Origin of the sequence: Sphaerisporangium sp. NPDC005289 (assembly GCF_040607455.1) — a bacterium.
Lineage (GTDB): Bacteria > Actinomycetota > Actinomycetes > Streptosporangiales > Streptosporangiaceae > Sphaerisporangium > Sphaerisporangium rhizosphaerae.
In genome coordinates this window covers 19,309-43,919 of sequence record NZ_JBEXGS010000009.1, presented here as the reverse complement: position 1 = coordinate 43,919, position 24,611 = coordinate 19,309, and the positions used below count along the sequence as shown (strand labels likewise).

16 protein-coding genes are annotated in these 24,611 nt (G+C 72.3%); 5 read left to right on the top strand and 11 right to left on the bottom strand.

The window, feature by feature from the left end; all coding sequences use genetic code 11:
- Positions 1–20: 20 nt before the first annotated feature.
- The 3 genes from ABZT47_RS17530 to fbaA all read right to left on the bottom strand — a co-directional run bounded on the left by ABZT47_RS17530 (position 21) and on the right by fbaA (position 4,161).
- Positions 21–1,271: a class I SAM-dependent methyltransferase gene (locus tag ABZT47_RS17530; RefSeq protein ID WP_354842500.1), complete on the bottom strand. Its 1,251-nt coding sequence runs from the start codon at positions 1,269–1,271 to the stop codon at positions 21–23.
- A 49-nt stretch (positions 1,272–1,320) separates the two neighbouring features.
- Positions 1,321–2,922 carry an asparagine synthase-related protein gene (locus tag ABZT47_RS17525; protein WP_354842497.1) on the bottom strand — a complete coding sequence of 534 codons (1,602 nt, stop codon included), beginning with the start codon at positions 2,920–2,922 and terminating at the stop codon, positions 1,321–1,323.
- Positions 2,923–3,138: 216 nt separating this feature from the next.
- Positions 3,139–4,161 (bottom strand): class II fructose-bisphosphate aldolase, encoded by a 1,023-nt coding sequence (gene fbaA, locus ABZT47_RS17520; protein WP_354842494.1) that lies wholly within the window; start codon positions 4,159–4,161, stop codon positions 3,139–3,141.
- Between the two features lie 250 nt (positions 4,162–4,411).
- On the opposite strand from fbaA, the gene ABZT47_RS17515 reads away from it, so the two are divergent.
- Both ABZT47_RS17515 and ABZT47_RS17510 read left to right on the top strand, forming a co-directional pair.
- A complete protein-coding gene (locus ABZT47_RS17515) occupies positions 4,412–5,125 on the top strand; it encodes a VTT domain-containing protein (protein WP_354842491.1) in 714 nt (237 codons plus the stop codon).
- Between the two features lie 148 nt (positions 5,126–5,273).
- Positions 5,274–5,822, top strand: a complete 549-nt coding sequence (locus ABZT47_RS17510; RefSeq protein WP_354842486.1) for a hypothetical protein — start codon at positions 5,274–5,276, stop codon at positions 5,820–5,822.
- Positions 5,823–5,826: 4 nt separating this feature from the next.
- Here the strand turns inward: ABZT47_RS17510 and pyrE are convergent, their stop codons facing one another.
- Positions 5,827–6,363: an orotate phosphoribosyltransferase gene (gene pyrE, locus ABZT47_RS17505; RefSeq protein WP_354842483.1), complete on the bottom strand. Its 537-nt coding sequence runs from the start codon at positions 6,361–6,363 to the stop codon at positions 5,827–5,829.
- Between the two features lie 234 nt (positions 6,364–6,597).
- Between pyrE and ABZT47_RS17500 the strand changes: the two genes are divergently transcribed.
- Positions 6,598–9,210: an NYN domain-containing protein gene (locus tag ABZT47_RS17500; protein WP_354842481.1), complete on the top strand. Its 2,613-nt coding sequence runs from the start codon at positions 6,598–6,600 to the stop codon at positions 9,208–9,210.
- A 144-nt stretch (positions 9,211–9,354) separates the two neighbouring features.
- Here the strand turns inward: ABZT47_RS17500 and ABZT47_RS17495 are convergent, their stop codons facing one another.
- Together ABZT47_RS17495 and ABZT47_RS17490 are read right to left on the bottom strand one after the other, a co-directional pair.
- Positions 9,355–9,981, bottom strand: coding sequence for a response regulator (locus ABZT47_RS17495; RefSeq protein WP_354842478.1), 627 nt, complete (start codon positions 9,979–9,981; stop codon positions 9,355–9,357).
- Positions 9,981–14,168 carry a HAMP domain-containing protein gene (locus tag ABZT47_RS17490; RefSeq protein ID WP_354842475.1) on the bottom strand — a complete coding sequence of 1,396 codons (4,188 nt, stop codon included), beginning with the start codon at positions 14,166–14,168 and terminating at the stop codon, positions 9,981–9,983. The genes ABZT47_RS17495 and ABZT47_RS17490 overlap by 1 nt, the downstream gene beginning before the upstream one ends.
- A 211-nt stretch (positions 14,169–14,379) precedes the next feature.
- On the opposite strand from ABZT47_RS17490, the gene ABZT47_RS17485 reads away from it, so the two are divergent.
- Positions 14,380–15,846 carry a SpoIIE family protein phosphatase gene (locus ABZT47_RS17485; RefSeq protein WP_354842473.1) on the top strand — a complete coding sequence of 489 codons (1,467 nt, stop codon included), beginning with the start codon at positions 14,380–14,382 and terminating at the stop codon, positions 15,844–15,846.
- A 66-nt stretch (positions 15,847–15,912) separates the two neighbouring features.
- On the opposite strand, the gene ABZT47_RS17480 is transcribed toward ABZT47_RS17485, so the two are convergent.
- The 3 genes from ABZT47_RS17480 to ABZT47_RS17470 all read right to left on the bottom strand — a co-directional run bounded on the left by ABZT47_RS17480 (position 15,913) and on the right by ABZT47_RS17470 (position 19,800).
- Complete coding sequence (locus ABZT47_RS17480; RefSeq protein WP_354842470.1) at positions 15,913–17,709, bottom strand: prolyl oligopeptidase family serine peptidase; 1,797 nt, start codon at positions 17,707–17,709, stop codon at positions 15,913–15,915.
- Positions 17,710–17,825: 116 nt separating this feature from the next.
- The gene (locus tag ABZT47_RS17475) at positions 17,826–18,662 is read right to left on the bottom strand and encodes a putative RNA methyltransferase (protein WP_354842467.1); all 837 of its coding nucleotides are present in this window, start codon (positions 18,660–18,662) and stop codon (positions 17,826–17,828) included.
- 178 nt (positions 18,663–18,840) lie between these two features.
- On the bottom strand, positions 18,841–19,800 hold the full coding sequence (locus tag ABZT47_RS17470) for a TetR/AcrR family transcriptional regulator C-terminal domain-containing protein (protein ID WP_354842464.1): 960 nt from the start codon (positions 19,798–19,800) through the stop codon (positions 18,841–18,843).
- A 267-nt stretch (positions 19,801–20,067) separates the two neighbouring features.
- On the opposite strand from ABZT47_RS17470, the gene ABZT47_RS17465 reads away from it, so the two are divergent.
- Entirely contained in the window at positions 20,068–21,264 is a 1,197-nt protein-coding gene (locus ABZT47_RS17465; RefSeq protein ID WP_354842461.1) for an FAD-dependent monooxygenase, read from the top strand.
- Positions 21,265–21,286: 22 nt separating this feature from the next.
- On the opposite strand, the gene ABZT47_RS17460 is transcribed toward ABZT47_RS17465, so the two are convergent.
- Complete coding sequence (locus ABZT47_RS17460; protein ID WP_354842459.1) at positions 21,287–23,389, bottom strand: 3-hydroxyacyl-CoA dehydrogenase NAD-binding domain-containing protein; 2,103 nt, start codon at positions 23,387–23,389, stop codon at positions 21,287–21,289.
- Positions 23,386–24,585, bottom strand: coding sequence for a thiolase family protein (locus ABZT47_RS17455; RefSeq protein WP_354842456.1), 1,200 nt, complete (start codon positions 24,583–24,585; stop codon positions 23,386–23,388). The genes ABZT47_RS17460 and ABZT47_RS17455 overlap by 4 nt, the downstream gene beginning before the upstream one ends.
- Between the last annotated feature and the right edge of the window lie 26 nt (positions 24,586–24,611).

Below are 24,611 nucleotides of genomic sequence, written 5' to 3'. Positions count from 1 at the left end.
GCCGCGACGGTGCGGGGGGTTCATCGGGGGGTCCGCCTGAGGATCATGGCGCCCTTCTCGGCCGGGTAGGCGGAGCCGGTCAGCTCCGGGTGCTCTCTGAGCCAGCGGTCGGCGACCTCGCGCTCGTCGGGGCGGACGGTGTCGTCCACCACGAACCAGGCGTCCGCCGCGCAGCGCGGCAGCAGCACCGGCAGCGCCGGGTAGCGCGCCAGCGGGGCGGTGGCCCCCGGGGGGCCGTCCACGAACACCAGGCCGACGCCGTGCAGGTCCTCCACGGCGCCGATGTCGTACCAGGGCCAGCTCTCGCCGCCGGAGGCGCCGGCCTCGCCTGAGTCGGTCCGCGGGGCGGTCCAGGTGGTGAGCGGGGCGTGGCGCACCTCGACGACGTCCTGCAGGCCGTGGGCGGCGACCAGGTCCCTGGAGGCCTCGGCGAAGCGCTCGTCGTGCTCCAGGGCGACGACGCGTCCCGCGCCGAACCGCTGGACGGCGTATCCGAGCCAGACGCTGGAGGCCCCGCTGCCGCACTCCACGATGAGCTTGGTGTGGTCCGCCGCGACGCGCTCCACGAGCAGGCGCAGGACGTCGGGCGAGGCCGCCCAGCCGCGCAGCCGGGGGAGCGGCGCGCGCGGCTCCAGCAGCGCCCGCACGTCGATGAGCGCTTCGAGCTGCGCGTAGTCGTGGCGGGCCGACCGGGCCAGGTCCGCGTGCCCGTCCCGCACCGCTCCGGCGAGCGCCTCCAGCCGGTCGCCGAGGTCGCGGACGGCGGTGCTGGTGAGCGCGGTGAGCTGTTCGTGGTCGTGCCGGAGCTTGCGCAGGTCCTCAAGGTCGCCGGCGCCCTGGCGCAGCGTGGTCTCGATGCGGGACGCCGTGCCGGCGAGCCGGTCGAGCCGTCCGGTCTGCGCGGTGAGCTCCACGCGGTCCTCGCCGAGCGCCGCCAGCACGGTGCGGGACTGCTCCCGGGCGGCGTCCTCCAAGCGTCCGGCGAGCCCGTCGAGCGCGGTCGTCAGGCGCGTGACGCTCTGCTCGGTCCGGGCGAGGGCGGCCTCCTGGCGCTTGGTCCGCGCGTCGATGCGCAGCGCCTTGCCGTCGGTCCTGCGCGCGCCGAGGACGATCACGGCGGCGGCGGCCAGGGTCAGGACGGACAGGGCCAGTTCCACCGCGGTGATCGGGGGGACGGCCCCCGTAGCGGACAGCAGCACCAGCGTGATCACGACGGCGGCCGCGAGGGCGCCGCTGATGATCAGCAGGAGGCGTGGGGATAATGTCCGCATATGTTCCCTTTCTGGATGTTTCAGGCAGGGGATCCCAGAGTATGCAGTGTCAGGTAAAGGGCTCCCAGGAGACGCGGGAGCCGTACTCACCGCGCCAGCGAGCGAGCATGCTCGCCCACTGAAGGACGTAGAGCGGTCCCGACCAGCGCGCCTGTCGCGCGCGTGCTTCGGGGTCGTGCAGGGTCGCGAGTAATCGCGGGCCAAGGAGCGTGCGCGCCTCCTCGCTCGCCGCGATGTCCGCGGCGAGCGCGGCGAGCGCGGCGGGGGTGGTCGCGCGCCGGGGTCCGGGCGCGGGCCGGTCGCCGGGGTCGTTGGTGGAGGGGAGCGCGGCCACATCCGGTGCCCCGTACCCGAGCATCGCTCGGTAATACGCGTGGTCCTCGCGCGCGGACATCGGGACGCCGAGGGCCGCGGTGACCACGTCCGGCCCGGCGAACGGCAGCCACACCTCCGCCTCCGGCCCGAGCAGCCGGGTCGGCGAGGAGTAGATCCCCCGGTAGCGGGTCAGCAGCCGGGCCAGCACCGGCATGGCGTGGTGCCCCTCCACCGGGCGCGTCACCCGGTGGAACGCCGTCAGGCTCAGGTCGGCCAGGGCGTCGCCCACCCCAGACGCCCAGAGCTCCGGGTGCCGGGGGAAGTGCCCGGACAGGGACCGCCAGATCGCGGCGCGCGCCCGCTCGCCCGCGCCGGCGCCCGCGGCGCCCGCGCCGTCCTCGCCGGGCGCGGGGCCGCCCCTTCTCAGCAGGCCGTCGCCGAGGCAGCCGTCGATCAGCGGCGCCCGCAGCCCGTGCACGGCCCGCGCGTACGGCATCGCCCAGCCGTGGTGCATGGTCTGGTACTCCGTGCGCCGCCACACCACCCGGTGCTCCTCCAGCCACGCCTCCGGACCCGGGACCACCACGTGGTGCGGCAGGCCGAGCGCCGCGGCCACGGCGCGGGCGTGGGAGATGTCCAGGTCCAGGCCGTCGTCGGTGCTGGTCGTCCATGCCTCGAGCCGCGCGCCGGGCCGGCGGGCGGCGAGCGAGGCCAGCAGCCGCGAGTCCCAGCCGCCGCTCAGCCCGATCGCCACCGGGCCCGCGCGGTGCGGGATGCGCGCCGCGATCAGGTCCACCATGTCCTCGGGCGCCGGCGGCTTGCCGGGGCCGGCCGACAGCCACGCCGGCTCGAAGCTCTCCACGCGCGGCCCGCCCGCTCCGAGGCCGGCTCGCCAGGCGGTCGCCGGGGCCAGGCGCCTGATCTCGCGGAACGGCGTCTCCTCCGCGAGCGGCGTCAACATCACCAGCAGGTTCGCCCACGCCGACCAGTCCATGTGGAGCGGGGCGTCGTCCAGCCGGACGAGCGGGTCGAGGCGGGCGGAGAAGTAGAGGGCGTCCCCGAGGGGACGGACGAGCAGCTCGTTGAGGCCGAGGGCGTCGGTGTGCAGGACGGCGTCCCGCCGGTCGACGACCAGCCCGGCGGCCATGCGGCGCTCGGCGGCGTCCTGCCAGGAGTGCGGCTGCGGCAGCCCGCCGGCCTGGGACCACCACAGGAATCCCGAACGGGGACCGGACGACCAGTTCTCGGGCTCGCCGGTCGACCACAGGACGGCGAGCGGGGAACGGTGCACTTCGTCGAGCCCTCGCGGTGAGGCCGACAGCAGCCGGTCCACCACGCGTGCATCCCACTTTCCGATGGCACCGCACACATATGGGTGCGCTCGGGAGGAGATGAACATTTAGCTCATGCTAACCACTTAATCGTTACATCAGCCGCGTAGTCATCTCTTTTTACGCTTTCTCTCAGGAAATTCCCATGGAACGGGCAGGTCATGCGACCTGCCCGTTCCATGCGTGTCAGGGCGGTCTTCTACTGGAAGATCGCCACTGGGTCAGGACAGGCGCGTGCCGGCGGAGAGCAGGTGCTCGCACGCCTCCCTCACGCGCGCCGCCATGCCGCCCTCGGCCGACTTGCCCCAGGAACGGGGGTCGTAGTCCTTCTTGCTGCCCACGTCGCCGTCGACCTTCAGCACGCCGTCGTACTTCCGGAACATGTGGTCGGCGACCGGGCGGGTGAAGGCGTACTGGGTGTCGGTGTCGATGTTCATCTTCACCACGCCGTAGGAGATCGCCTCGCGGATCTCCTCCAGCGAGGAGCCGGAGCCGCCGTGGAAGACCAGGTGGAACGGCTTCTCGACGCCGTACTTGGCGCCGACGGCGTCCTGGATGTCCTTCAGCACGCTCGGGCGCAGCTTGACGTGGCCCGGCTTGTAGACGCCGTGCACGTTGCCGAACGTGGCGGCCAGCATGTAGCGGCCGCGGTCGCCCAGGCCGAGCGCCTCGGCGGTGGCCAGGGCGTCCTCGGGCGTGCTGTAGAGCTTCTCGTTCATCTCGCCGACGACGCCGTCCTCCTCGCCGCCGACGACGCCGATCTCGGCCTCCAGGACGATGTTCGCCGCGCTGGCCTTCTCGAGCAGTTCACGGGCGATCTGGAGGTTCTCGTCCAGCGGGCAGGCCGAGCCGTCCCACATGTGCGACTGGAACAGCGGGTCCTTGCCCTGGGCGATGCGCTCGAGCGAGATCTCGATGAGCGGCCGGACGAAGTTGTCGAGCTTCTCCTTCTGGCAGTGGTCGGTGTGCAGGGCCACGGTCACCGGGTACTTCTCGGCCACCACGCGGGCGTACTCGGCCAGCGCGACCGACCCGGTCACCATGTCCTTCACCGTCGAGCCCGAAAGGTACTCGGCGCCGCCGGTCGACACCTGGATGATGCCGTCGCTCTCGGCCTCGGCGAAACCGCGCAGCGCGGCGTTCAACGTCTGCGAAGAGGTCACGTTGATCGCCGGATATGCGAAACCATTGGCCTTGGCCCGGTCGAGCATCTCGGCGTAGACCTCTGGGGTCGCGATAGGCATCGGAAGTCATCTCCCTAGGAGGAACGAACAGGCTGGTGGAGGGCTCAACGCACCCTTGGGCAAGTATTCCGAAGCGGCGGCGTTCCAGGAAGGAGGAGCCCGGCTCCTGTTTGGGCCCGGCGTTCCCTTCCGTTCACCTGCCGGTCGGGTGTACCGGCCCGGTGCGGGCCGCCCCGACATCGTGGTCTTCGCCCTCAGGTACTACCCTCTCGCACCCCGGAGCCGCCTGCCAGCGGTACCCTCGTCGGTGATGGACCTCACAAATCTTCTCGACGCCCAGTGGTGGATCGTCACCTTCGGGCTCATCGGCATCCTGGCGATCATCTTCGCCGAGACGGGCCTGCTCATCGGGTTCTTCCTGCCCGGTGACTCGCTGCTCGTGGTCGCCGGCATGGGGGCGTCCGCGGCGGTCGCCTCCTCGGTCGGCCTCGCCGCGCCGTTCCCGCTGCCGGTCCTGCTGGTCTGCGCGCCGCTGTGCGCGGTCGCGGGGGCGCAGCTCGGCCACTACATCGGCGCCAAGACCGGCCCGCGGCTGTTCTCCCGGCCCGACTCACGCCTGTTCAAACGCGAGTACGTCGAGAAGGCCGAGCACTACTTCCAGAAGTTCGGCCCGTCGAAGGCCGTGGTGCTGGCCAGGTTCATCCCGATCGTCCGCACGTTCCTCAACCCGGTGGCCGGCATGCTCGGCATGCCTGCTCCCCGGTTCTTCCTGTGGAACGTCGTGGGCGGCGTCCTGTGGACCGAGTCGATGCTGCTCATCGGCTACTTCGCGGGCAACGCCATCCCGAACGTCGACCGCTACATCCTGCCCGGCGCCGCGGTGATCATCCTCCTGTCGGTGATCCCGATCATCCGCGAGATCATCAAGAGCCGCAGAGAGCCCAAGACGCTCGCCGACCCGATCGCCGGCCCGGTCACCGAGCCCCGCGGACGCCACCACCGCGACGCTGCTCCGCCGTTCTAGAAGCACTTGGTCACCGGGCCGGTGACCAAGGACGTCCGGCCGCGGCGCCGCCGGCCCCGCCGCGCGCGGTCACCGGCGGCCATGCCGGTGCGCGAGGAACTCCTGGTTAGCGGCCATCGGGGGCCGCACAAGCGCTAACCTGCGATATGTGGGACGCCACAGGTCCGACCCTTTGGGCTTCGCCCGCCTGCTGCTCGTGGGCCTGGCGATCCTGGTGCTGCTCGGGCTCATCGTACTGGGCGTCCTGTCCCTCGTCGGCTCGCTGAGCTCCGACGCCGAACCGGCGCCGACGGGCGCCGCCGCCACGACCGCGCCCCCCGCCGCCGACCTGCTTCCGTCCACGGCGACGTCCCCGTCCGCGTTCACTTCCGGGTCCACTTCCGGGTCCACTTCCGGGTCCACTTCCGTGTCCCCCGTCGCGACCGCCGCGCGGACCGCCTCGGGCGCCGAGGTGCCCACCGTGTTCGTCGAGTGCCACGCCGACAGCTGCCCGCTGTTCGTCCGGGTCACCGGGGGCGACGTGGTCGAAGACCGCGACCTGTCCAGCGGCCAGCGGGCGGCGTACTTCCAGCCCGCCCTGGATGTGGTGCTCGGCGACGCCTCCACCGTGTACGTCGAAATCAACGGCGAGCCGCGCTCCCCAGGCAAGCCCGGGGAGCGCCAGACCCTCACCGTCAAGCGCCGCCCGGCGCCCTGACCTGTCAGTCCAGACCGAGATCGGTCAGCGTGTAGGCCGTGCGGTAGGCCAGCCCGGCCGCCTCGATCGCCGCCGCCGCGCCGCGGTCGACGATGGTCGCGACCCCCGCGATCTCGGCCCCGGCCTCGCGCAGCGCCTCCACCGCGGTGAGCACCGAGGAGCCGGTGGTCGAGGTGTCCTCCACGGCCAGGACGCGCCGGCCGGCCACGTCGGGGCCTTCGACGCGGCGCTGCAAGCCGTGCGCCTTGCCCGCCTTGCGGACGACGAAGGCGTCCAGAGCGCGCCCGCGCGCGGCCGCCGCGTGCAGCATGGCCGCCGCCACCGGGTCGGCGCCGAGCGTCAGCCCGCCGACGGCGTCGTACTCCAGATCGTCGGTGAGGTCGAGCATCACCCGGCCGACGAGCGGGGCGGCGACCCCGTCCAGCGTGATACGCCGAAGATCCACATACCAGTCGGCCTCGCGCCCGGAGGAGAGCACGACCCGGCCGTGCACCACGCCCTTTTTCTTGATCTCGTCCAGCAGATTCTCACGGTCGCTCATGGGGCAAGCCTAGAGAGTCCCGAATGGACTCGACCGGCGGGCCACTCGTTTATCACCCCAGGTCGGTAATAGGAGGCAAACTGATACGGTCTGGCGTGAACGTTCCTCGATATGGTCAGGCGCGGGCCGAATCGCCGGGATTCACCCTCGCACGATCAGTGGCTTCATTACCCTGAGATAGGGCCGGGCTTCGGCTGCCATCGGACCTGGGCCATGTAGAAAGGGCGGTGTCGCGTGGATCGCTGCGCGCTGTTCGTGGACGCTGGCTATCTGCTGGCGGACGGCGCGATGGCCGTGCATGGGACCCGCCATCGCGAAGCCGTCGCCTGGGACTATCCCGGCCTGCTGGATCTGCTGTCAACGCTCGCGCGCGAGCGCACCGACCTGCCGCTGCTGCGCTGCTACTGGTACGAGGCGACGGTCGAGGGCCGGCGCACCCCCGAGCACGACGCGCTCGCCGACCTCCCCGGGCTCAAGCTGCGCCTCGCCCGCATCAGGCCCGGCCGCAGGGAGGGCGTGGACGCCCAGGTCCACCGCGACCTGATGACCCTCGCCCGCAACAACGCCATCTGCGACGCCGTCGTGGTCAGCGGCGACGAGGACCTGGCCCAGGTGGTCAGCGACGCCCAGGACCTCGGCATCCGCGTCACGGTGATCCACATCGCGGCCGAGGGCGGCTGGGCGGTGTCGCGCACGCTCCAGCAAGAGTGCGACGACCTCATCGAGATCGGCGGCGGCCACCTGCGGCCCTACGTCAACCTGGTCACCGGCAACGTCGCCGGTCCCGCCGACGGCGGCGCCACCTCCGGCAACGGCCACCGCCTGCCGCAGCCGGTGAGCAACGGCCGCTCGCGCGCCCACCACCAGAGCCGGCCGCCGTCCGAGGCCCGGGCACCCCACGCGCTCGGCGCGGGCTCGCACGCCCCTCCCGCCGGTTCGCACGCCCCTCCGGCGGCCGATCCGTCCCCGGCCCCGCCCCCTCCGTACGATCAGTCCTCCTCGGGCCGCGCCTCGCTGGCCTCGCTGGTGGGGCCGGACACGCGCGGCTCCGGCGGCGGGCATGGCTCCGGCGACTACCCTCCCTCGCCCGGGCAGGCCGCCCGCGAGGCCGACTACCCGCCCTCGTCGTCCGTGCCGGGTTCCGGAGCCGAGGTGCCGGCGTCCCGTGGCGACTACCAGGGCTCCTCGCCGGTGCCGGGGGCCCGCGAGGACTACCGCCTGGCTTCGGACGGGCAGGGTTCCGGCGACGACCACCACGGCTCGCCGGCCGGGCAGGGTTCCGGCGGCGACTACCGGGCCCTGTCGCCCGGGCAGGGTTCCAGCGGTGACTACCAGGGTCTGTCGTCCGGGCAGGGGTCCGGCGGTGACTACCAGGGTCTGTCATCCGGGGAGGGGTCCGGCGGCGACTACCAGGGTCTGTCGTCCGGGCATGGGTCCGGTGGTGACCATCCGCGCTCGTCGGTGGGGCCGGCGTCCCGTGGCGGCGACTACCAGGGCTCCTCGCCGGTGCCCGGGGCGCGCGGTGACTACCACCTGGCTTCGGGCGGGCAGGGTTCCGGCGACGACTACGCGAGCGCCGCCGGCGGACAGGGCCCGTCCGGCCATCATCGCGGCTCCGCCGGGCACGGCTCCCTCGCTCCGGACTACCAGAGCACGCAGGGGTCCGGCGGCGACTACTCGTCCTCGCCGGCCGGGCAGGGGCGGCTCGGCTCCGACCACCACGCCTTCACCACCGAGCAGGGCCCGCGCGCCGCCGAACCGCAGGGGCCGCCCGCCGGTGCGGGCAGGCTCGGCCCGAGCTCCGCCGGGTCCGGCTCGCTCGGCCGGGAGGGCGCCACGGCGGGCCAGGCGGGCGACTCCCACGGCCAGGGCTCGCGCCTGTCCGGTGGCCTGTCGTCCGGCGGCCTGACCTCGAGCGGTCCGGCGTCCGGCACGATGCCCTCCAGTCCCGCGTCCGGCGACCTGTCGGCGGGCGGCGGGCTCACCATGGGCTTTCCCGCGATCACCGACCTGACACCCGCCCCCTCCGCCGGTTCCGGCGGCCCGGCCTCCGGTGGTGCGTCGCAGGGGCGGGCCGGCGTCGACTCCGGCCCGTCGTCCGGCTCAGGGCGTCCCGGAGAGCTCTCGTCCGGCGGGGGCGGCCTCGCCTCCGGCGGCTCTCGGTCCGGCGGTGCGGCCCAGGGGGGCCCGTCCGCCGCCGGCCTGGGCGGGACCACCTCCAGCGGTCTCCCGGTGCGCTCACCGGGCGCCGGTCCCCGCGCCGGCGGCGCTCACTCGACCGGTGCGCACGGCGGCGGCTCCCACGCCTCGGGCTCGCAGGGGCCGGCCTCGGCGCAGGCCGGCGCACAGCGCTCCTCGCAGCCCGCGCTCCCCGCCGCCTACTCCGGGTACGCCTCCGAGTCGCGCCCGTCATCCCACTCCGCGCCGTCCTCGGGCCCGCCGACCGGGCCGATGGCCGCGCCCGTCCCGCCGCAGCCCCCGGCCGTGCCGGGCCAGTACAGCATCGGCGGCTCCGGTGGCCCGGCCTACCCGGGGCCCCAGCTCGGCCCCTACACCGGCCCCCAGCCCGCTCCGGTGCCCGTCCAGAGCACGCCCGGCACCACCACGCTGGCCGACGCGGTGAAGGCCGCGCACAAGGAGGGTCACGACTTCGGCGAGTCCGTCGCCCGCGACGCCCCCGCCCTGTGGCTGGAGGCCGTGCTGGCCCGCAAGCCGCGCATGCCCTCCGACCTTGAGGCGCGGCTGCTCCAGGGCTCCTCGCTGCCCATCGACTTCCTGCTCCACGACGAGGTGCGCCACGCCCTGCGCCGGGGGTTCTGGGACGCGCTCGAACGCGCCCGCCGCTGACCCGGGCACGCTCCCTGCGAACAGAAGGGCCGCGCGGGCTCCTGGCCGGCGCGGCGGGCCGTGCCGGGGTCCCGATCCGGCGCCGTGGCTCCGCGGCCATGGCTCCGCGGCCTGCGACCGGCTCCGCGGCCGTGGCTCCGCGGCCTATGACAGAGCGTCGAAGCCCGCCCGCAGGTGCAGGATGCGCTCAGAGAGGTCCTTGACCGGGCCGGCCAGCGAGGTACTGCCGTTGGCCTGCGACACCTGCTCCTCGACCCGCGCCAGCTCGTCCTCCACGGCCGACAGCCGCCGCGACAGCTCGGGCAGCACCTCGGCGCCCACCCCGTCGGGCAGCTCGACGGTCAGCCGCTCGCGCAGCAGGGCCGCCTGCTCGGTGAGCCGGCGGTTCATGTTGTACAGCTCGACGAACACCGACACCTTGGCCCGCAGCACCCACGGGTCGAAGGGCTTGGTGAGGTAGTCGACGGCGCCCGCGGCGTACCCGCGGAAGGCGTAGTCGGGGGCGCTGTCGACCACGGTCAGGAAGATGATCGGGATGTTGCGGGTGCGCTCGCGCCGTTTGATGTGCGCGGCCGTCTCGAAGCCGTCCATGCCGGGCATGCGCACGTCGAGCAGGATGAGCGCGAACTCGATGCTGAGCAGGGCCTTCAGCGCCTCCTCGCCCGAGCGTGCGCGCACGGCGACCACGTCCAGGGAGCTGAGGATGGCCTCGAGCGCGATGAGGTTCTCCTCGCGGTCGTCGACCAGCAGGATCTTGGCTCTGTCCGGCATCAACCGCGACCTTCCCTGTTGTCACCCGAGGGCACCCGGCCGCCGCGCGTCAGCCAGCCCCGCAGGCGCTCGAGCAGCCGGTCGACGTCCACCGGCTTGGGCACGTAGTCGGACGCGCCCGAGGAGATGCTCTTCTCCCGGTCACCCTGCATCACCTTGGCGGTGAGCGCGATGATCGGCAGGTCGGAGAACTGCGGCATGCGGCGGATGGCGGAGGTGGTCGCCCAGCCGTCCATCTCGGGCATCATGATGTCCATCAGCACCAGGGCGACGTCCTCGTTGCGTTCGAGCTGCTCGATGCCCTCGCGGCCGTTCTCGGCGTACACGACGGTGGAGCCGTGCCGTTCGAGCACGCTCGTCAGTGCGAAGACGTTCCTGATGTCGTCGTCCACGATGAGGATCTTGGCGCCGTTCAGCGGGTCGTCGCCCTGCCAGACGCGGGCCTCGACGCTCTCGTTGAGCTGCGGGAGCCGCGTGTCCTCCTCGATCTCGGGCATGCGCGGCAGCTCGGAGGCCATGTCGATGCCGGGGCGGTCCTGCTGCTGGTGCTGGGACGGCGAGATCGCCGCGCCTCCGTTACTGCCGTCGAGCGGACCGGCGTACCGGATGGGAAGGTGCAGCGTGAAGGTGCTGCCGTGCCCCGCCTCGCTCCTGGCGTGGATCTCGCCGCCGAGCAGGCGGGCGATCTCGCGGCAGATGGACAGGCCGAGGCCGGTGCCGCCGTACTTGCGGCTGGTGGTGCCGTCGGCCTGGCGGAACGCCTCGAAGATCATTTCGAGCTTCTCCGGCGCGATGCCGATGCCGGTGTCCACCACCGAGAACGACAGGATCTCGTCGTTGTCGCGCAGAGTGCGGTCGATGTACGGCACGCCGTCGTCCGCGCGGCTGATGTTCAGCCGCACCTCGCCCTTCGGGGTGAACTTGACGGCGTTGGACAGCAGGTTGCGCAGCACCTGCTGCAGGCGCTGCTCGTCGGTGTGCAGGTTCTCGGGCACCTCGGGGTCGACCTCGACGGTGAACGACAGGCCCTTGTCCTGCGCGAGCGGCGCGAACGTCGCCTCGACGTACTCCACCAGCTTGGGCAGCGAGAGCTGCTGCGGGTGGATGTCCATGCGGCCCGCCTCGACCTTGGACAGGTCGAGGATGTCGTTGATGAGCTGGAGCAGCGCCGACCCGGCGCCGTGGATGGTGCGGGCGAACTCCACCTGCTTGGCGGTGAGGTTGCCCTCGGCGTTCTCCGACAGCAGCTTGGCCAGCACCAGAAGGCTGTTCAGCGGGGTGCGCAGCTCGTGGGACATGTTCGCGAGGAACTCGGTCTTGTAGCGGGAGGACACCGCGAGCTGCTCGGCGCGCTCCTCCAGGGTGCGGCGGGCCTGCTCGATCTGGAAGTTCTGGATCTCGATGGCGCGGTTCTGCTTGGCCAGCAGCGCGGCCTTGTCCTCCAGCTCGGCGTTGGACCGGCGCAGCTCCTCCTGCTGGCGCTGCAGCTCGTCGGAGCGCTCGCGCAGCTCGGTGGTGAGCCGCTGGGACTCGGTGAGCAGGCCCTCGGTGCGGGAGTTGGCGATGATGGTGTTCATCGTCACGCCGATGGTCTCGACGAGCTGGTTGAGGAAGGCCAGGTGGGCCTCCCCGAACTGGCTGAAGGAGGCCAGCTCGAGCACGCCGAGCACCTGCTTCTCGAACAGGACCGGCAGCACGACGATCTGCGCGGGCGTCGACCGGCTCAGCCCGGACTCGATGGTGAGGTAGGCGGCGGGCACGTCGTCCAGCACGATCGGCCGGCCCTCGGAGGCCGCCTGGCCCACGATGCCCTGCCCGAACTTGAAGCTCTGCCGGGCGCTGCGCCCCGGTCGCACGCCGTACCCGGCGATCAGCGTGAGCTCGTCGTCGGCCGGGCTCTCGACCATGTAGAAGGCGCCGTAGCGGGCCGAGACCAGCGGGGTGAGCTCGGTCATGATGAGCTTGGCGACCTCCATGAGGTCGCGGTGACCCTGCATCAGGCGCGAGACGCGGGCCAGGTTGCTCTTGAGCCAGTCTTGCTCCTGGTTGGCCTTGGTGGTGGCGACCAGGTTGGACACCATCGTGTTGATGTTGTCCTTCAGGTCGGCCAGCTCGCCCTGCGCCTCGACGGTGATCGAGCGGGTCAGGTCGCCGCGGGCGACCGCGCTGGTGACCTCGGCGATGGCCCGCACCTGCGTGCTGAGGCTGCTGGCCAGCTCGTTCACGCTCTCGGTGAGCTGCTTCCAGGTGCCCTGGACGCCCTCGACGCGGGCCTGGCCGCCGAGCTGGCCCTCGGAGGCCACCTCGCGGGCCACGCGGGTGACCTCCGAGGCGAACGACGAGAGCTGGTCGACCATGCGGTTGATGGTCGTCTTCAGGACGAGGATCTCGCCCTGGGCGTCCACGTCGATCTTCCTGGACAGGTCGCCCCTGGCGACCGCCGTGGTGACCTCGCCGATGTTGCGCACCTGGTAGGTCAGGTTGGTGGCCATGGAGTTGACGTTGTCGGTGAGGTCCTTCCAGACGCCCGACACCCCGCGCACGCGGGCCTGGCCGCCGAGCTGGCCCATGGTGCCGACCTCGCGGGCCACCCGGGTCACCTCGTCGGCGAACAGCGAAAGCTGGTCCACCATCGTGTTGACGGTGTCCTTGAGCTGCAGGATCTCGCCCTGCGCGTCCACGGTGATCTTCTTGGACAGGTTGCCCTGGACCACGGCGGTGGAGACGGCGGCGATCTGCCGCACCTGGGAGGTCAGGTTGTTGGCCATGAAGTTGACGTTGTCGGTGAGGTCCTTCCAGACCCCGGACACGCCGTGCACCTGCGCCTGGCCGCCGAGCTGGCCCTCCGAGCCCACCTCGCGGGCCACGCGGCTCACCTCGGAGGCGACCAAGGAGAGCTGGTCGACCATGGTGTTGATCGTGGACTTGAGCTCGAGGATCTCGCCCTGGGCGTCCACGTCGATCTTCTTGGACAGGTCGCCGCCGGCCACGGCCTTGGTGACCTGGGCGATGTTGCGCACCTGGTAGGTGAGGTTGTTGGCCATGGAGTTGACGTTGTCGGTGAGGTCCTTCCAGACCCCCGAGACGCCCTTGACCTCGGCGCGCCCGCCGAGCTGGCCCTCGGTGCCGACCTCACGGGCAACCCGGGTGACCTCATCGGCGAACAGCGAAAGCTGGTCGACCATCGTGTTCAGGGTCGTCTTCAGCTGGAGGATCTCGCCGCGCGCGTCGGCGGTGATCTTCTTGGACAGATCGCCCTGCGCGACCGCCGTGGCCACGGTGGCGATGCCGCGCACCTGGCTGGTCAGGTTGCTCGCCATGACGTTGACGTTGTCGGTGAGGTCCTTCCAGACGCCCGACACGCCGCGCACCCGCGCCTGGCCGCCCAGCTCGCCTTCGGTGCCGACCTCGCGGGCGACCCGGGTGACCTCCTCGGCGAAGGCCGAGAGCTGGTCGACCATGGTGTTGACGGTGTTCTTGAGCTCCAGCATCTCGCCGACGGCGTCGACGGTGACCTTGCGGCTCAGGTCGCCCCGGGCCACGGCGGTGGTCACCACGGCGATGTCGCGGACCTGGGCGGAGACCCGGCTGGACATGGTGTTCACGGCCTCGGTGAGGTCGCGCCAGCTTCCGGACATGCCGCGAAGGTTCGCCCGGCCGCCGAGCTGGCCCTCCGAGCCGACCTCGCGCGCGACGCGGGTCACCTCGGAGCTGAACAGGGAGAGCTGGTCGACCATGCCGTTGATCGCCTTGCCGAGGCGCCGCGCCTCGCCCTTGGCCGTGCGCCCGACCTCCAGGCGCTGGGACAGGTCGCCCTGGGCGACGGCGTCCAGCACGTCGGCGGCGCTGCTCACCGGGCCCACGAGCGCGTCGATCAGGTCGTTGACCGAATGGACGCTCTCGGCCCACAGTCCGACGCCGGGGCCGGGGACCAGGCGGACGCTGGAACGCCCTTCCTTGACGATCTCGCGGCTCACGCGGATCAGCTCGTTGGCCAGATGCTCGCGGCGATCGGCCACCTCGTTCAGCAACAGCCTGGTCTCGCTGAGGATGCCGGGGGCTGCGAAGGGGACCCGTTTCCTGAAGTCGCCGTCGCGCCAGGACATCAGCGTTTCCAGGAACGGCCGGAGATCGGACTCGGTGTACGACCGCTCCGAACCGGCTCCCACGGTCGGGGTACCCTTCATGAAGCCTCCTTCACGCTGTTCGGGCGGGATGCGGAGTAGTGCCAGTCTGGCATGAAGGACGCTGTGCGGTCGCCCTGTCGATCGACCGCGTGTGACAGCCGACTGTGGTAAGCACGGTGTAATGACAAGTTCTTCCCGGGGTGTGCTGGCCGCGTCTTTCGCGCCCGGCAGGACGGCCCTACCCTCAGCCGCGCGGTTCACCCGCGAGGTCATGACCGCCTGGGCGGCCGCGCCCATCAGCATGGAGGCCGAGCGGCTGACCGGAGAGCTCGTCTCCGAAATCGGCGATGTCCCTTTTGAGATTGTATGGGTCCATCAGGGAGATTCACTCCAGATAGAGGTGCGAGAGAAGGAGGCCGGAGAGGTTCCGGTGGTCCCTCCGTCCAGCTCCGTCGCTGTCTGGGGGGTCAGCTTCTCCGGCGCGCACCGCACCCGCTGGGCCCGCATAGCCCTGCCCGGCGCCGGCGACGCCTCGCGCCCGGTGGCCGACTGGACCGGCAAGCGCACCTCGCAGGGGCCCGGCTGGCTGGGCTTCCTCGCCGACGCCAGCGACCTGCTCGCCGGGACGCTCGACCCCGACATGGTCCCCGCCCTGATCGCCCAGATCGTGGTGCCGCGGCTGGCCACCTGGTGCGCCGTGTACACCACCGGCTCCGACGGGGGGCCGCTCGACCTGGCCTACCTGTGGCACGCCGACGAGGCCCGCATCGACGGCCTGCGCGAGGAGCTCGACGAGGTCACGGTCCCCTCGGTGGACAACCTCACCCCGGTGCCGATCCAGCTCGGTGACTGGCAGTCACTGGCCTTCCCGCTGGTCGCGCGCGGGCGCAGCCTCGGCATGATGTGCCTGGGCCGCGCGGGCCGCTTCCCCGACGACGTCGCCCAGCTCGCCGAGGACCTCGGCCGGCGCGCCGCGCTCGCGATGGACAACGCGCGCCTTTACGCCCAGCAGGCCGATGCCAACCGGGCCCTCCAGCGCAGCCTCCTGCCGCCCGGCACCCCCGCCGAGACCCCCGGCCTGGACTACTCGGTGGTGTACGAGCCGGCGGGCGAGAACAACGAGGTCGGCGGCGACTTCTACGACCTGTACGCCGTCGGCGAGGGCACCTGGCGGTTCGCCATCGGCGACGTCTGCGGCACCGGCCCGCAGGCCGCGGCCGTCACCGGGCTGGCCCGCCACACGCTGCGCCTGCTGGCCCGCGAGGGGTACGACGTGGCCTCGGTGGTCTCGCGGCTCAACCGGGCCATCCTGGAGGAGGGCGAGCGGGCCAGGTTCCTGACCCTGCTGCACGGCGAGATCCGCCGCACCCCCGACGGCCTGGACCTCTCGCTCATCTCCGCCGGGCACCCCGAGGCGCTGCGGCTGCGTCCGAGCGGCGTCGTGGAGAGCGTGGTCACCTCCCAGTCGCTGCTCGGCGTCTTCCCCGAGGCCGAGTTCGTCGCCGACCAGGTGCATCTCGGGCCCGGCGACGTCCTCCTCGGCGTCACCGACGGCGTCACCGAACGCCGCTCGGGCGGCCGGCTGCTGGACGACGACGGCGGGCTGTCCAAGCTGCTGGCCGAATGCGCCGAGCTGTCCGCCCGCGCCGTCGCCGAGCGCATCCGCCGCGCCGTCCAGGATTTCGCCATCGAACCCAGCGCCGACGACCTCGCCATCCTGGTTCTCAGAGCTGTGTGATTGGCCTCGCTCCGCTCGGCGGCTCGGGGAGCCTTCGAGGCGGCGCCCTTCGTCGTCGTCCGGGGGTCAGGAGGAGGGGGCGGGGGCGGGCTGGGGGATGCCGAGATGCTTGCAGGCGAAGTCGATCTGGGCGGCCATCTGGCGGATGCGCTCCTCGATGACCAGGCTGGCGTGGCCGGCCGGGTAGCGGTAGACCTCGTGCTCGTGGCCCCGCTCATCCAGCTTGTCCAGGTACTTCTCGATCTGCCCGATCGGTGAGCGCGGGTCGTTCTCGCCCGCCAGCACCAGCAGCGGCGCCTGGAGCGCGTCCAGGTAGGTGATCGGGGACGACGCCGCGTACAGCTCGGGCACCTCCTGCGGTGAGCCGCCGAACAGCGCCCGGTGGTAGGCCCGCAGGCCCTCGGTCTCGTCGCTGTAGGCCGCCGCGTGGTCGGTGATCGGCACGGCGGCGATGCCGGCCGCCCACCACTTGGGCTGGGTGGCCAGGCCGAGCAGCGTGAGGTAGCCGCCCCAGGATGCGCCGGCGAGCACCATGCGGTCCGGGTCGGCCACGCCGTGGCTCACGGCCCACTCGTGGACGGCCGCCACGTCGGCCAGTTCGATGTGTCCCACGTCGCCGCGCAGCGCGTCCCGCCACGCCGAGCCGTAGCCGGTGGAGCCGCGGTAGTTGACCCGCACGACGGCGAAGCCGACGTCGACCCAGGCGGCGACGTTCGGCATGAAGGAGTCGTCGTCCTGCGCCGCCGGGCCGCCGTGCAGCAGGAACACCGTGGGGTAGGGCGGGTTGCCGATGGTCGGGCGCGAGACCAGGGCGTGGATGCGCCCGCCCGGCCCGTCCACGTGGACGTCCTCCAGCGGCACGGACGGCGGGGCCGAGGGCCCCGACTGGTTCATGACGACGTGGCCGTCGCTGGCCCTGATGATCGGGGGCCGCGCCGCGCTCGACCAGGAGTACTCGACCGTGCCGTCGGGCCGGGGCATCGCGTCGTGGATCACGCCGTGCGGGGTCTTGATCTCCGTCAGGTGGCCGCCGCCGAGGTCGTAGCGGTACAGCTCGGTGCGGGCGCGGTCGTTGTGGCCGATCAGCACCGCCCGCCCGTCGTGGTACCAGTCGGCGGTGATCTCGCCGGGCACGCGCAGCCAGATCTCGCGCTGCTCGCCGGTCACCGGGTCCCACACCAGCGGCTCGCGGCGTCCGCGCCGCTCGTGCAGGGCGAGGATGCGCCGGTCGGCCATGGTGGGGGCGAACCGCACGCCGGAGAAGCCCTTGCCCGGCCCGTCATGCAGGTCGCCGGCGAGGTGCCCGTTCGGCCGCAGCACGCGCAGGGCGGGGTGGCGGGAGTCACCGTGCTCGCTGTGGCTCACGGCGATGAGCGAGCCGTCGAGCGAGATCCCGGCGACCTGCGCGAACTCGCGGGACTCGTAGATCATCCTCGGCTTCTCGTCGCTGCCGACGCGGACGTGGAACACCTGGAAGCCGTGGCGGCTGCTGCGGCCGACGGCGGCGGTGCCGACGGCCGACAGGGCGAGGCCGGTCGGGTGCCCCGGGGCGAGGTCGGGGTGCGCGGGCATCTCAGGGCCGCCGGTGAACGGCTGGCGCATCCAGATGCCGAACTCGTCGCCGTAGGTGTCGGAGAACCACCAGATCCACTGGCCGGTCGGGTCGATGGCGGCGTGCGAGGTGCCGCGCGGGCGGCTGGTGACCTGGCGCGTGGTCCCGTTCGAGCGGTCCCAGGCGTGAATCTCCCACACGCCGGAGATGTTGCAGCGGTACACGGCGCGGGCCGGGGCCAGCCGTGCCCAGGTGGGCAGGGTCATACGTGCCGCGCGGAACCTGGCCTGCCAGCGTTCCTCGGCCTTCATGGGCGTGCCCCTCCCTCACGCTCTCCCGGACCGGGATCGGCGGGTTGCCGTTAAGTATGTCGCTTCTGTACGGAAGATGGCCTACAAAGTTAGGGAAATTCGTAATTCGAATGTGCCTAGGCGATCTTACGGAACAGAGAGATCCGGCACGACATCTGCACGGTCACCGGGTCCGGCAGGCGAAGGATTTCCCGTCGGAGCGCCTGCGCGTCGGTGTGCCAGGCGCTCGGGCCCATGCCGGCCACGGTCTCGACGGCCTGGTGGTCCAGCCGCATCCCGGCCTCCTCGACGAACGTCCCCGCCTCGGCGAAGCGGCCCGCGAGCGCCTCCCCGACGCGCCGCTCCTTGTCGTCGTCCACCGACAGCAGGCCGAGTTCCTCCACCAGCGGCGCCAGGTGCCGCGAGGTCGGGGTGACCACGGCCAGCGTGCCGCCGGGGCGCAGCACGCGGGCGAACTCCGGGCCGTTGCGCGGCGCGAACACGTTCAGCAGCACGTCCGCGCACGCGTCCCTGACCGGCAGCGGGCGCCACACGTCCGCCACCACCGCGCCGATGCGGGGGTGGGCCCGGGCGGCGCGCTTCAGCGCGTGCTTGGAGACGTCCAGCGCGATGCCCGTGTCCGCGGGGCTCATCACCTCGGCCAGGTAGTGGCCGGTGCCCGCCCCGGCGTCCAGGATCACCGCGGGCCCGCCGCCCGGGACGGGGCGCACGAGCTCGCGCAGGCGGCGGGCCAGCGGAGCGAAGTGACCCGCGCCGAGGAACGCCGCCCGCGCCGCGACCATGGGCGGCGTGTCGGCCGTACCCGGCGCCGCCGAGCCGGTGAGCAGGCTCACATACCCCTGCTTGGCGACGTCGTAGGCGTGCCCCTGCCCGCACCGCACCACACCGCCGGCCAGGGCGAGATCGCCCCGGCAGACCGGGCACAGCAGGTACGGGATGACGTCGGCGAGCATTCCCCCATCATCCCCGAATGCCGGAACCGCCCCGTTCGCTCATTCCCGAATGCCCGAACCGGCCCGTCCGCTCATCCCGGAATGCCCGAACCGCCCCGTCCGCCCGGCTCGTCCTTCACCGATGGCCTGAGAACGCGGCCCGCCTCCCACCGGCCGCCGGTGAGGCCCGGCTCGCCCGTCACTGGCGGCCGGTCCGCCCGCGGGCCGCCTGTACGCGCACCGCGATGCCGTCGAGCAAGCTGAGCAGCCCGAACTCGAAGAGGCTGTCCAGGTCCAGCTCGACCCCCGGGGACCGCAGGATCCGCGAGAAGGCCGGGAACTCCCCGGAGGAGAGGAGCCCGGCGAAGGCGGGGGCCTGCGCCGCCATCCACTCGTCGTCGGTGACCCCGCTCTCCTGCCGCGCCTGCGCCTCCCCTTCGAGGTTGACGGCCACGCCGTGCACGTAGCTGTACACGGTGACCACCAGGTGCAGGAGCTCGTTCGGCCGCAACCCCAGACCGGTGAGGCCCTGCATCACCCACTCGGTGCCCGCGAGCGCGTTGTGCGACATCAGGGGACGGGTGAACGACTGCACCTGGGCGAGCCAGCAATGCCGGCGGTACATCGCCCAGTGCTGCCGGGCGACCAGCTCCAGCCGCTCGCGCCAGGTGCGGGCGGAGGGAACGGGCGTGAACTCCGCGCCGAACACGGTGTCGGCCATCAGCAGGACGAGCTCGTCCTTGCCCTGGACGTGCCGGTACAGCGACATGGTGGGCACGCCGAGGGCGGCGGCGGCCCTGCGCATCGACAGGGCGGCGATGCCCTCGGCGTCGGCGATCTCGATGGCGGTGCGGACCAGGCGCGCGCGGGCCGGGTTCCGCCCGTCGTCCGCCGCCGCGGGCTCACGGTGGCGCACGGGAACAGGCTCGGGGACGCGCACCACGGTGCCGATGCCCGGCATCGGCTGCACGAGCCCCTCCTGGCGGAGCGTCGCGAGGACCTTGGTGGCGGTCGCCATGGCCACGCCCCACTCGCTGGTGATCTGCCTGGTCGAGGGCACCCGGTCTCCGGCGCGCAGCTCGCCGGAGGTGATGCGGCGCCGGAGCTCGCGGACGATCCGGGCGTACGGCGGCTCCGGTCGTGTCCCGGGACGGTCCACGGGGGCTCCTTCCGCTGGGCGCGGCGCGCGGGGGGCGTCGCCGAGCGTACTAGTGCACCAGGAGCACCCGCCGTCCGACGACCGGCGGGCGCCGCCGGTGGTGGACAGGCGATTCCCAGTGTGTCCGAGGTGTGCCGGCCTCCTGACGCACTAGTGCTCATGGGGACATCGTCGCAGTTCATTGCGTCAGTACACCGTACAAACTACCTTGCTCGCATCGGCCCGTACACCGTACATACATCCCCCGACATGGCCGAGGAGGCTGTGATGAACCGAAGTGTCCTGATCAACGGTGCGAGCATCGCCGGGCCGGCGCTGGCCTTCTGGCTGCGCCGCCACGGGTTCGACCCGGTCGTCGTGGAGCGGGCTCCGGCGTTCAGGGAGGGCGGTCACGCGATCGACCTGCGCGGGGTCGCCCACGAGGTGGTCAGGCGGATGGACCTGTCGGCCGAGGTCCGGCGGGCGAGCATCGGCACGCGCGGCATGTCGTTCGTCGACGCCTCGGGCAGGCCGCGGGCGAGCATGCCCGTGGAGCTCCTCGGCGGCGAGGGCGCGGTCGGCGAGATCGAGATCCTGCGCGGCGACCTGTCGCGGGTGCTGTACGACGCCACCCGCGGCGACACCGAGTACATCTTCGGTGACCACGTCACCGCGCTCGCCGACGACGGAGACGGAGTCGAGGTGAGGTTCGCCGGCGGCGGCAGGCGCCGGTTCGGCCTGGTGGTCGGCGCGGACGGCATCCACTCGGCGATCCGTGCGCTCGTCTTCGGGCAGGAGGCCGGATTCGCCCGCCACCTCGGCTCCTACACCTCCTACTTCACCATCCCCTACCCGGTGGCCCACGACCGGTGGGACCGCTACCACACCCCGCTCGGCGGCCGCGCGGTGGCCATCCGGCCCACTGCCCGTCCGGACGAGGCCAAGGCGCTGTTCGGCTTCACCTCGCCGCCGCTGTCCTACGACCGGTACGACGCCGACCGGCAGAAGAAGATCATCGCCGACCGGTTCGCGGACGTCGGCTGGGAGGTCCCCCGGCTGCTGGAGGCCATGTGGGAGGCCCAGGACTTCTACTTCGACACCATCGGCCAGATCCACATGGACCGCTGGTCCAGCGGCCGGACCGTCCTGCTGGGCGACGCGGCGTACTGCCCCTCGGCCCTCAGCGGCCTGGGTACGAGCCTGGCCCTGGTGGGCGCGTACGTGCTCGCGGGCGAGCTGGCCGCCGCCGGCGGCGACCACCGCGCCGGGTTCGCCGGGTACGAGCGCGAGATGCGCGGGTACGTCACGGCGTCCCAGGCGCGGGCCGGCGGCGGCGAGACGGGCTTTCTGTTCCCCAAGACGAAGGCGCACGTTCTGATGCGCGACATGATGATCAGATCGCTGCCTTACGTGCCGTGGCGAGGCATGATCGTCAAGCGGCTCCAGCAGGCCGACGCCATCACGCTCAAGGACTATTCGAGCTGACGGCGCCGGCCGTGGCAGGGGCTCAGGCGGGGACGGAGGCCACGCCGGGGGCGAGGAACGGGCGGCCGTTGACCGCGGCGGAGACGCCGGTCCTGTCCAGGTACGGCGTGATGCCGCCGGTGTGGAACGGCCACCCGGCCCCGAGGATCATGCACAGGTCGATGTCCTCGGCCGCCGCGACGACCCCCTCGTCCAGCATCAGGCGGATCTCCTCGGCCAGCGCCCGCAGCGCCCGGTCGCGCACCTGCTCCGCGTCCGGTCCGGACGCCCCCGACGCCTCGAAGATCTGCCGCGCCTCCGGGTCGATGGAGAAGTCCGGCGCGTAGACGCCCGGCTTGCCGGCCTTGACGAGCGTCGCCAGGTTGGCCGAGACCCCGTACCGGCCGGGGAACGCCTCGTGCAGCGTCTCGGCGACGTGCAGGGCGACCGCCGGGCCCACGAGCTGGAGCAGCGTGAACGGCGTCATCGGCAGCCCGAGCCCGTCCAGCGCGTGGTCGGCGACCTCGATCGGGGTGCCCTCGTCCACGGCGCCGATGACCTCGCCCATGAAGCGGGTGAGCAGCCGGTTCACCACGAACGCCGGGGCGTCCTTGACCAGGACGCTGGACTTGCGCAGCGCCTTGCCGACCGCGAAGGCCGTGGCCAGCGAGGCGTCGTCGGTCCTGTCCGCCCGGACGATCTCCAGCAGCGGCAGCACGGCGACGGGGTTGAAGAAGTGGAAGCCGACCACCCGCTCGGGGTGGCGCAGCCCGGCCGCCATCGCCGAGATCGACAGCGAGGAGGTGTTGGTGGCGAGCACGCATTCAGGGGAGACCACGGCCTCCACCTCGGCGAAGACCTGCTTCTTCACCGCCAGGTCCTCGAAGACGGCCTCGATGACGAAGTCGGCGTCGGCGAAGCCGTCCTTGGTGAGCGAGCCGGTGACCAGCCCCTTCAGCCGGTTGGCCTGGTCGCCGGTGATCCTCCGCTTGCCGAGCAGCTTGTCCACCTCGGCGTGGACGTAGCCGACGCCCTTGTCCAGGCGGGCCTGGTCGAGGTCGGTGAGGACGACCGGCACCTCGAGGCGGCGGGCGAACAGCAGGGCGAGCTGCGAGGCCATCAGGCCCGCGCCGACCACGCCCACCTTGGTGACCTTGCGGGCCAGCGCCTTGTCCGGGGCGCCCGCGGGCCGCTTGGCCCGCCGCTGTACCAGGTCGAAGGAGTACAGCCCGGCGCGCAGCTCGTCGCCCATCAGCAGGTCGGCCAGCGCGTCGGTCTCGGCCTGGAAGCCGGCGTCGCGGCCGGTCGTGCGCGCCTGCTCCACCAGGTCCAGCGCCCGGTACGGGGCGGGCGAGGCGCCGCGCAGCTTGAGGTCCACGAGCGTCCTGGCGCCTGCGACCGCGGCCTTCCACCCCTCGGCGTCCTCGGTGAACGGGTGGCGCGAGACGGCGGCCTCGCCGGTGAGCACGTGCGCGGCCCAGCGCAGCGACTCCTCCAGGAAGTCGGCCGGCTCGAAGACCGCGTCGGCGACGCCCAGCTTGAACGCCTCGGTCCCCTTGATCATCCGGTTCTGGGACAGCGGGTTCTCGATGATCAGCTTGAGCGCGTTCGCCGGGCCGATGAGGCGGGGGAGCAGCTGCGTGCCGCCCCAGCCCGGCACCAGGCCGAGGAAGCACTCGGGCAGCGCGACCGCGGGGACGCCGGAGGAGATCGTCCGGTAGGTGCAGTGCAGCGCCACCTCCAGGCCGCCGCCCATGGCCGCCCCGTTCACGAACGCGAACGAGGGCACCTCCATCTCGCCGAGCCGGCGGAACACCTCGTGCCCGAGCCGGCCGAGGGCCTCGGCCTGCTCCCGGCCGCGTACCAGGGCCGCGCCCTTGAGGTCGGCGCCGACGGCGAAGATGAACGGCTTGCCGGTGAGGCCGACCGCCGCGATGTCGGTGCGGTCGCAGATGGCGTCCAGGGCCTTGTCCAGCTCGGCCAGGCCGCGCGGGCCGAAGGTGTTCGGCTTGGTGTGGTCGAAGCCGTTGTCCAGGGTGATCAGGGCCATGGTGCCCGCGCCGCCCGGGAGCCGCACGTCGCGGACCAGGGCGTGGGTGACGACCTCGTCGTCGAAGATGCCGGTGATATCGGTGACGCCGCTCACTTGCCGCCCTCCCAGGCGAGGTTCTCCCAGACGACCGTTCCGCCCATGCCCATGCCGACGCACATCGTCGTCAGGCCGTAGCGCACCCCCGGGTTCTCGCCGAACTCGCGGGCGAGCTGCGTCATGAGCCGCACGCCGGAGGAGGCGAGGGGGTGGCCGAAGGCGATCGCGCCGCCGTAGGGGTTGACGCGCGGATCGTCGTCGGCGATGCCGAAGTGCGACAGGAAGGCCAGCACCTGCACGGCGAAGGCCTCGTTGATCTCGATGAGGCCGATGTCGCCGATGGCCAGCCCGGCCAGGCGCAGCGCGCGCTCGGTGGAGGGGATGGGCCCGACGCCCATCACCTCGGGGTCGACCCCGGCGAAGGCGTAGGCGACCAGCCGCATCTTCGGGGTGAGACCGAGCTCGGCGGCGGTGTCCGCGGCGGCGATGATGCTGCCGGTGGCGCCGTCGTTCAGGCCCGCCGAGTTGCCGGCGGTCACGTGGCCGTGCGCGCGGAAGGGCGTCTTCAGCGCCGCCAGGCCCTGCATGGTGGTGCCGGGCCGCGGCGGCTCGTCCTCGGTGGCCAGGCCCCAGCCTTCCGCGGCCTTGCGGGTCGCCATCGGCACCAGGTCGGGCTGGATCTTGCCGTTGGCGTACGCCTTGGCCACCTTCTCCTGGGAGGCGACCGCGTAGGCGTCGGCGCGCCCCTTGTCGATCTCGGGGTAGCGGTCGTGCAGGTTCTCGGCGGTCATGCCCATGATCAGGGCGGAGCCGTCGACGAGCTTCTCGGACATGAAGCGCGGGTTGGGGTCGACGCCCTCGCCCATCGGGTGGCGTCCCATGTGCTCGACGCCGCCGGCGATGGCGACGTCGTAGGCGCCGAAGGCGATGCCGCCCGCGACGGTGGTGACGGCGGTCATCGCGCCGGCGCACATGCGGTCGATGGCGTATCCGGGCACCGACTTGGGCAGCCCGGCCAGGACGGCGGCCGAGCGGCCGATGGTCAGGCCCTGGTCGCCGATCTGGGTGGTGGCCGCGATGGCGACCTCGTCGACGCGCTCGGGCGGCAGTTGCGGGTTGCGCCGCATCAGTTCACGGATGACGCGGACGATCAGGTCGTCCGCCCGGGTCTCGGCGTACAGGCCCTTGGGGCCCGACCGGCCGAAAGGTGTGCGCACGCCGTCGACGAACACGACGTCACGGGACGAAGGCACGGCTGCTCCTCGCTGCTGGATGGCTT

Coding starts and splice junctions, on each gene's coding strand:
- ABZT47_RS17490 (WP_354842475.1), bottom strand. CDS start 14,168: ATGAAGGGTACCCCGACCGTGGGAGCCGGTTCGGAGCGGTCGTACACC.
- fbaA (WP_354842494.1), bottom strand. CDS start 4,161: ATGCCTATCGCGACCCCAGAGGTCTACGCCGAGATGCTCGACCGGGCC.
- ABZT47_RS17495 (WP_354842478.1), bottom strand. CDS start 9,981: ATGCCGGACAGAGCCAAGATCCTGCTGGTCGACGACCGCGAGGAGAAC.
- ABZT47_RS17485 (WP_354842473.1), top strand. CDS start 14,380: ATGACCGCCTGGGCGGCCGCGCCCATCAGCATGGAGGCCGAGCGGCTG.
- pyrE (WP_354842483.1), bottom strand. CDS start 6,363: ATGAGCGACCGTGAGAATCTGCTGGACGAGATCAAGAAAAAGGGCGTG.
- ABZT47_RS17515 (WP_354842491.1), top strand. CDS start 4,412: ATGGACCTCACAAATCTTCTCGACGCCCAGTGGTGGATCGTCACCTTC.
- ABZT47_RS17530 (WP_354842500.1), bottom strand. CDS start 1,271: ATGCGGACATTATCCCCACGCCTCCTGCTGATCATCAGCGGCGCCCTC.
- ABZT47_RS17480 (WP_354842470.1), bottom strand. CDS start 17,709: ATGAAGGCCGAGGAACGCTGGCAGGCCAGGTTCCGCGCGGCACGTATG.
- ABZT47_RS17475 (WP_354842467.1), bottom strand. CDS start 18,662: ATGCTCGCCGACGTCATCCCGTACCTGCTGTGCCCGGTCTGCCGGGGC.
- ABZT47_RS17465 (WP_354842461.1), top strand. CDS start 20,068: ATGAACCGAAGTGTCCTGATCAACGGTGCGAGCATCGCCGGGCCGGCG.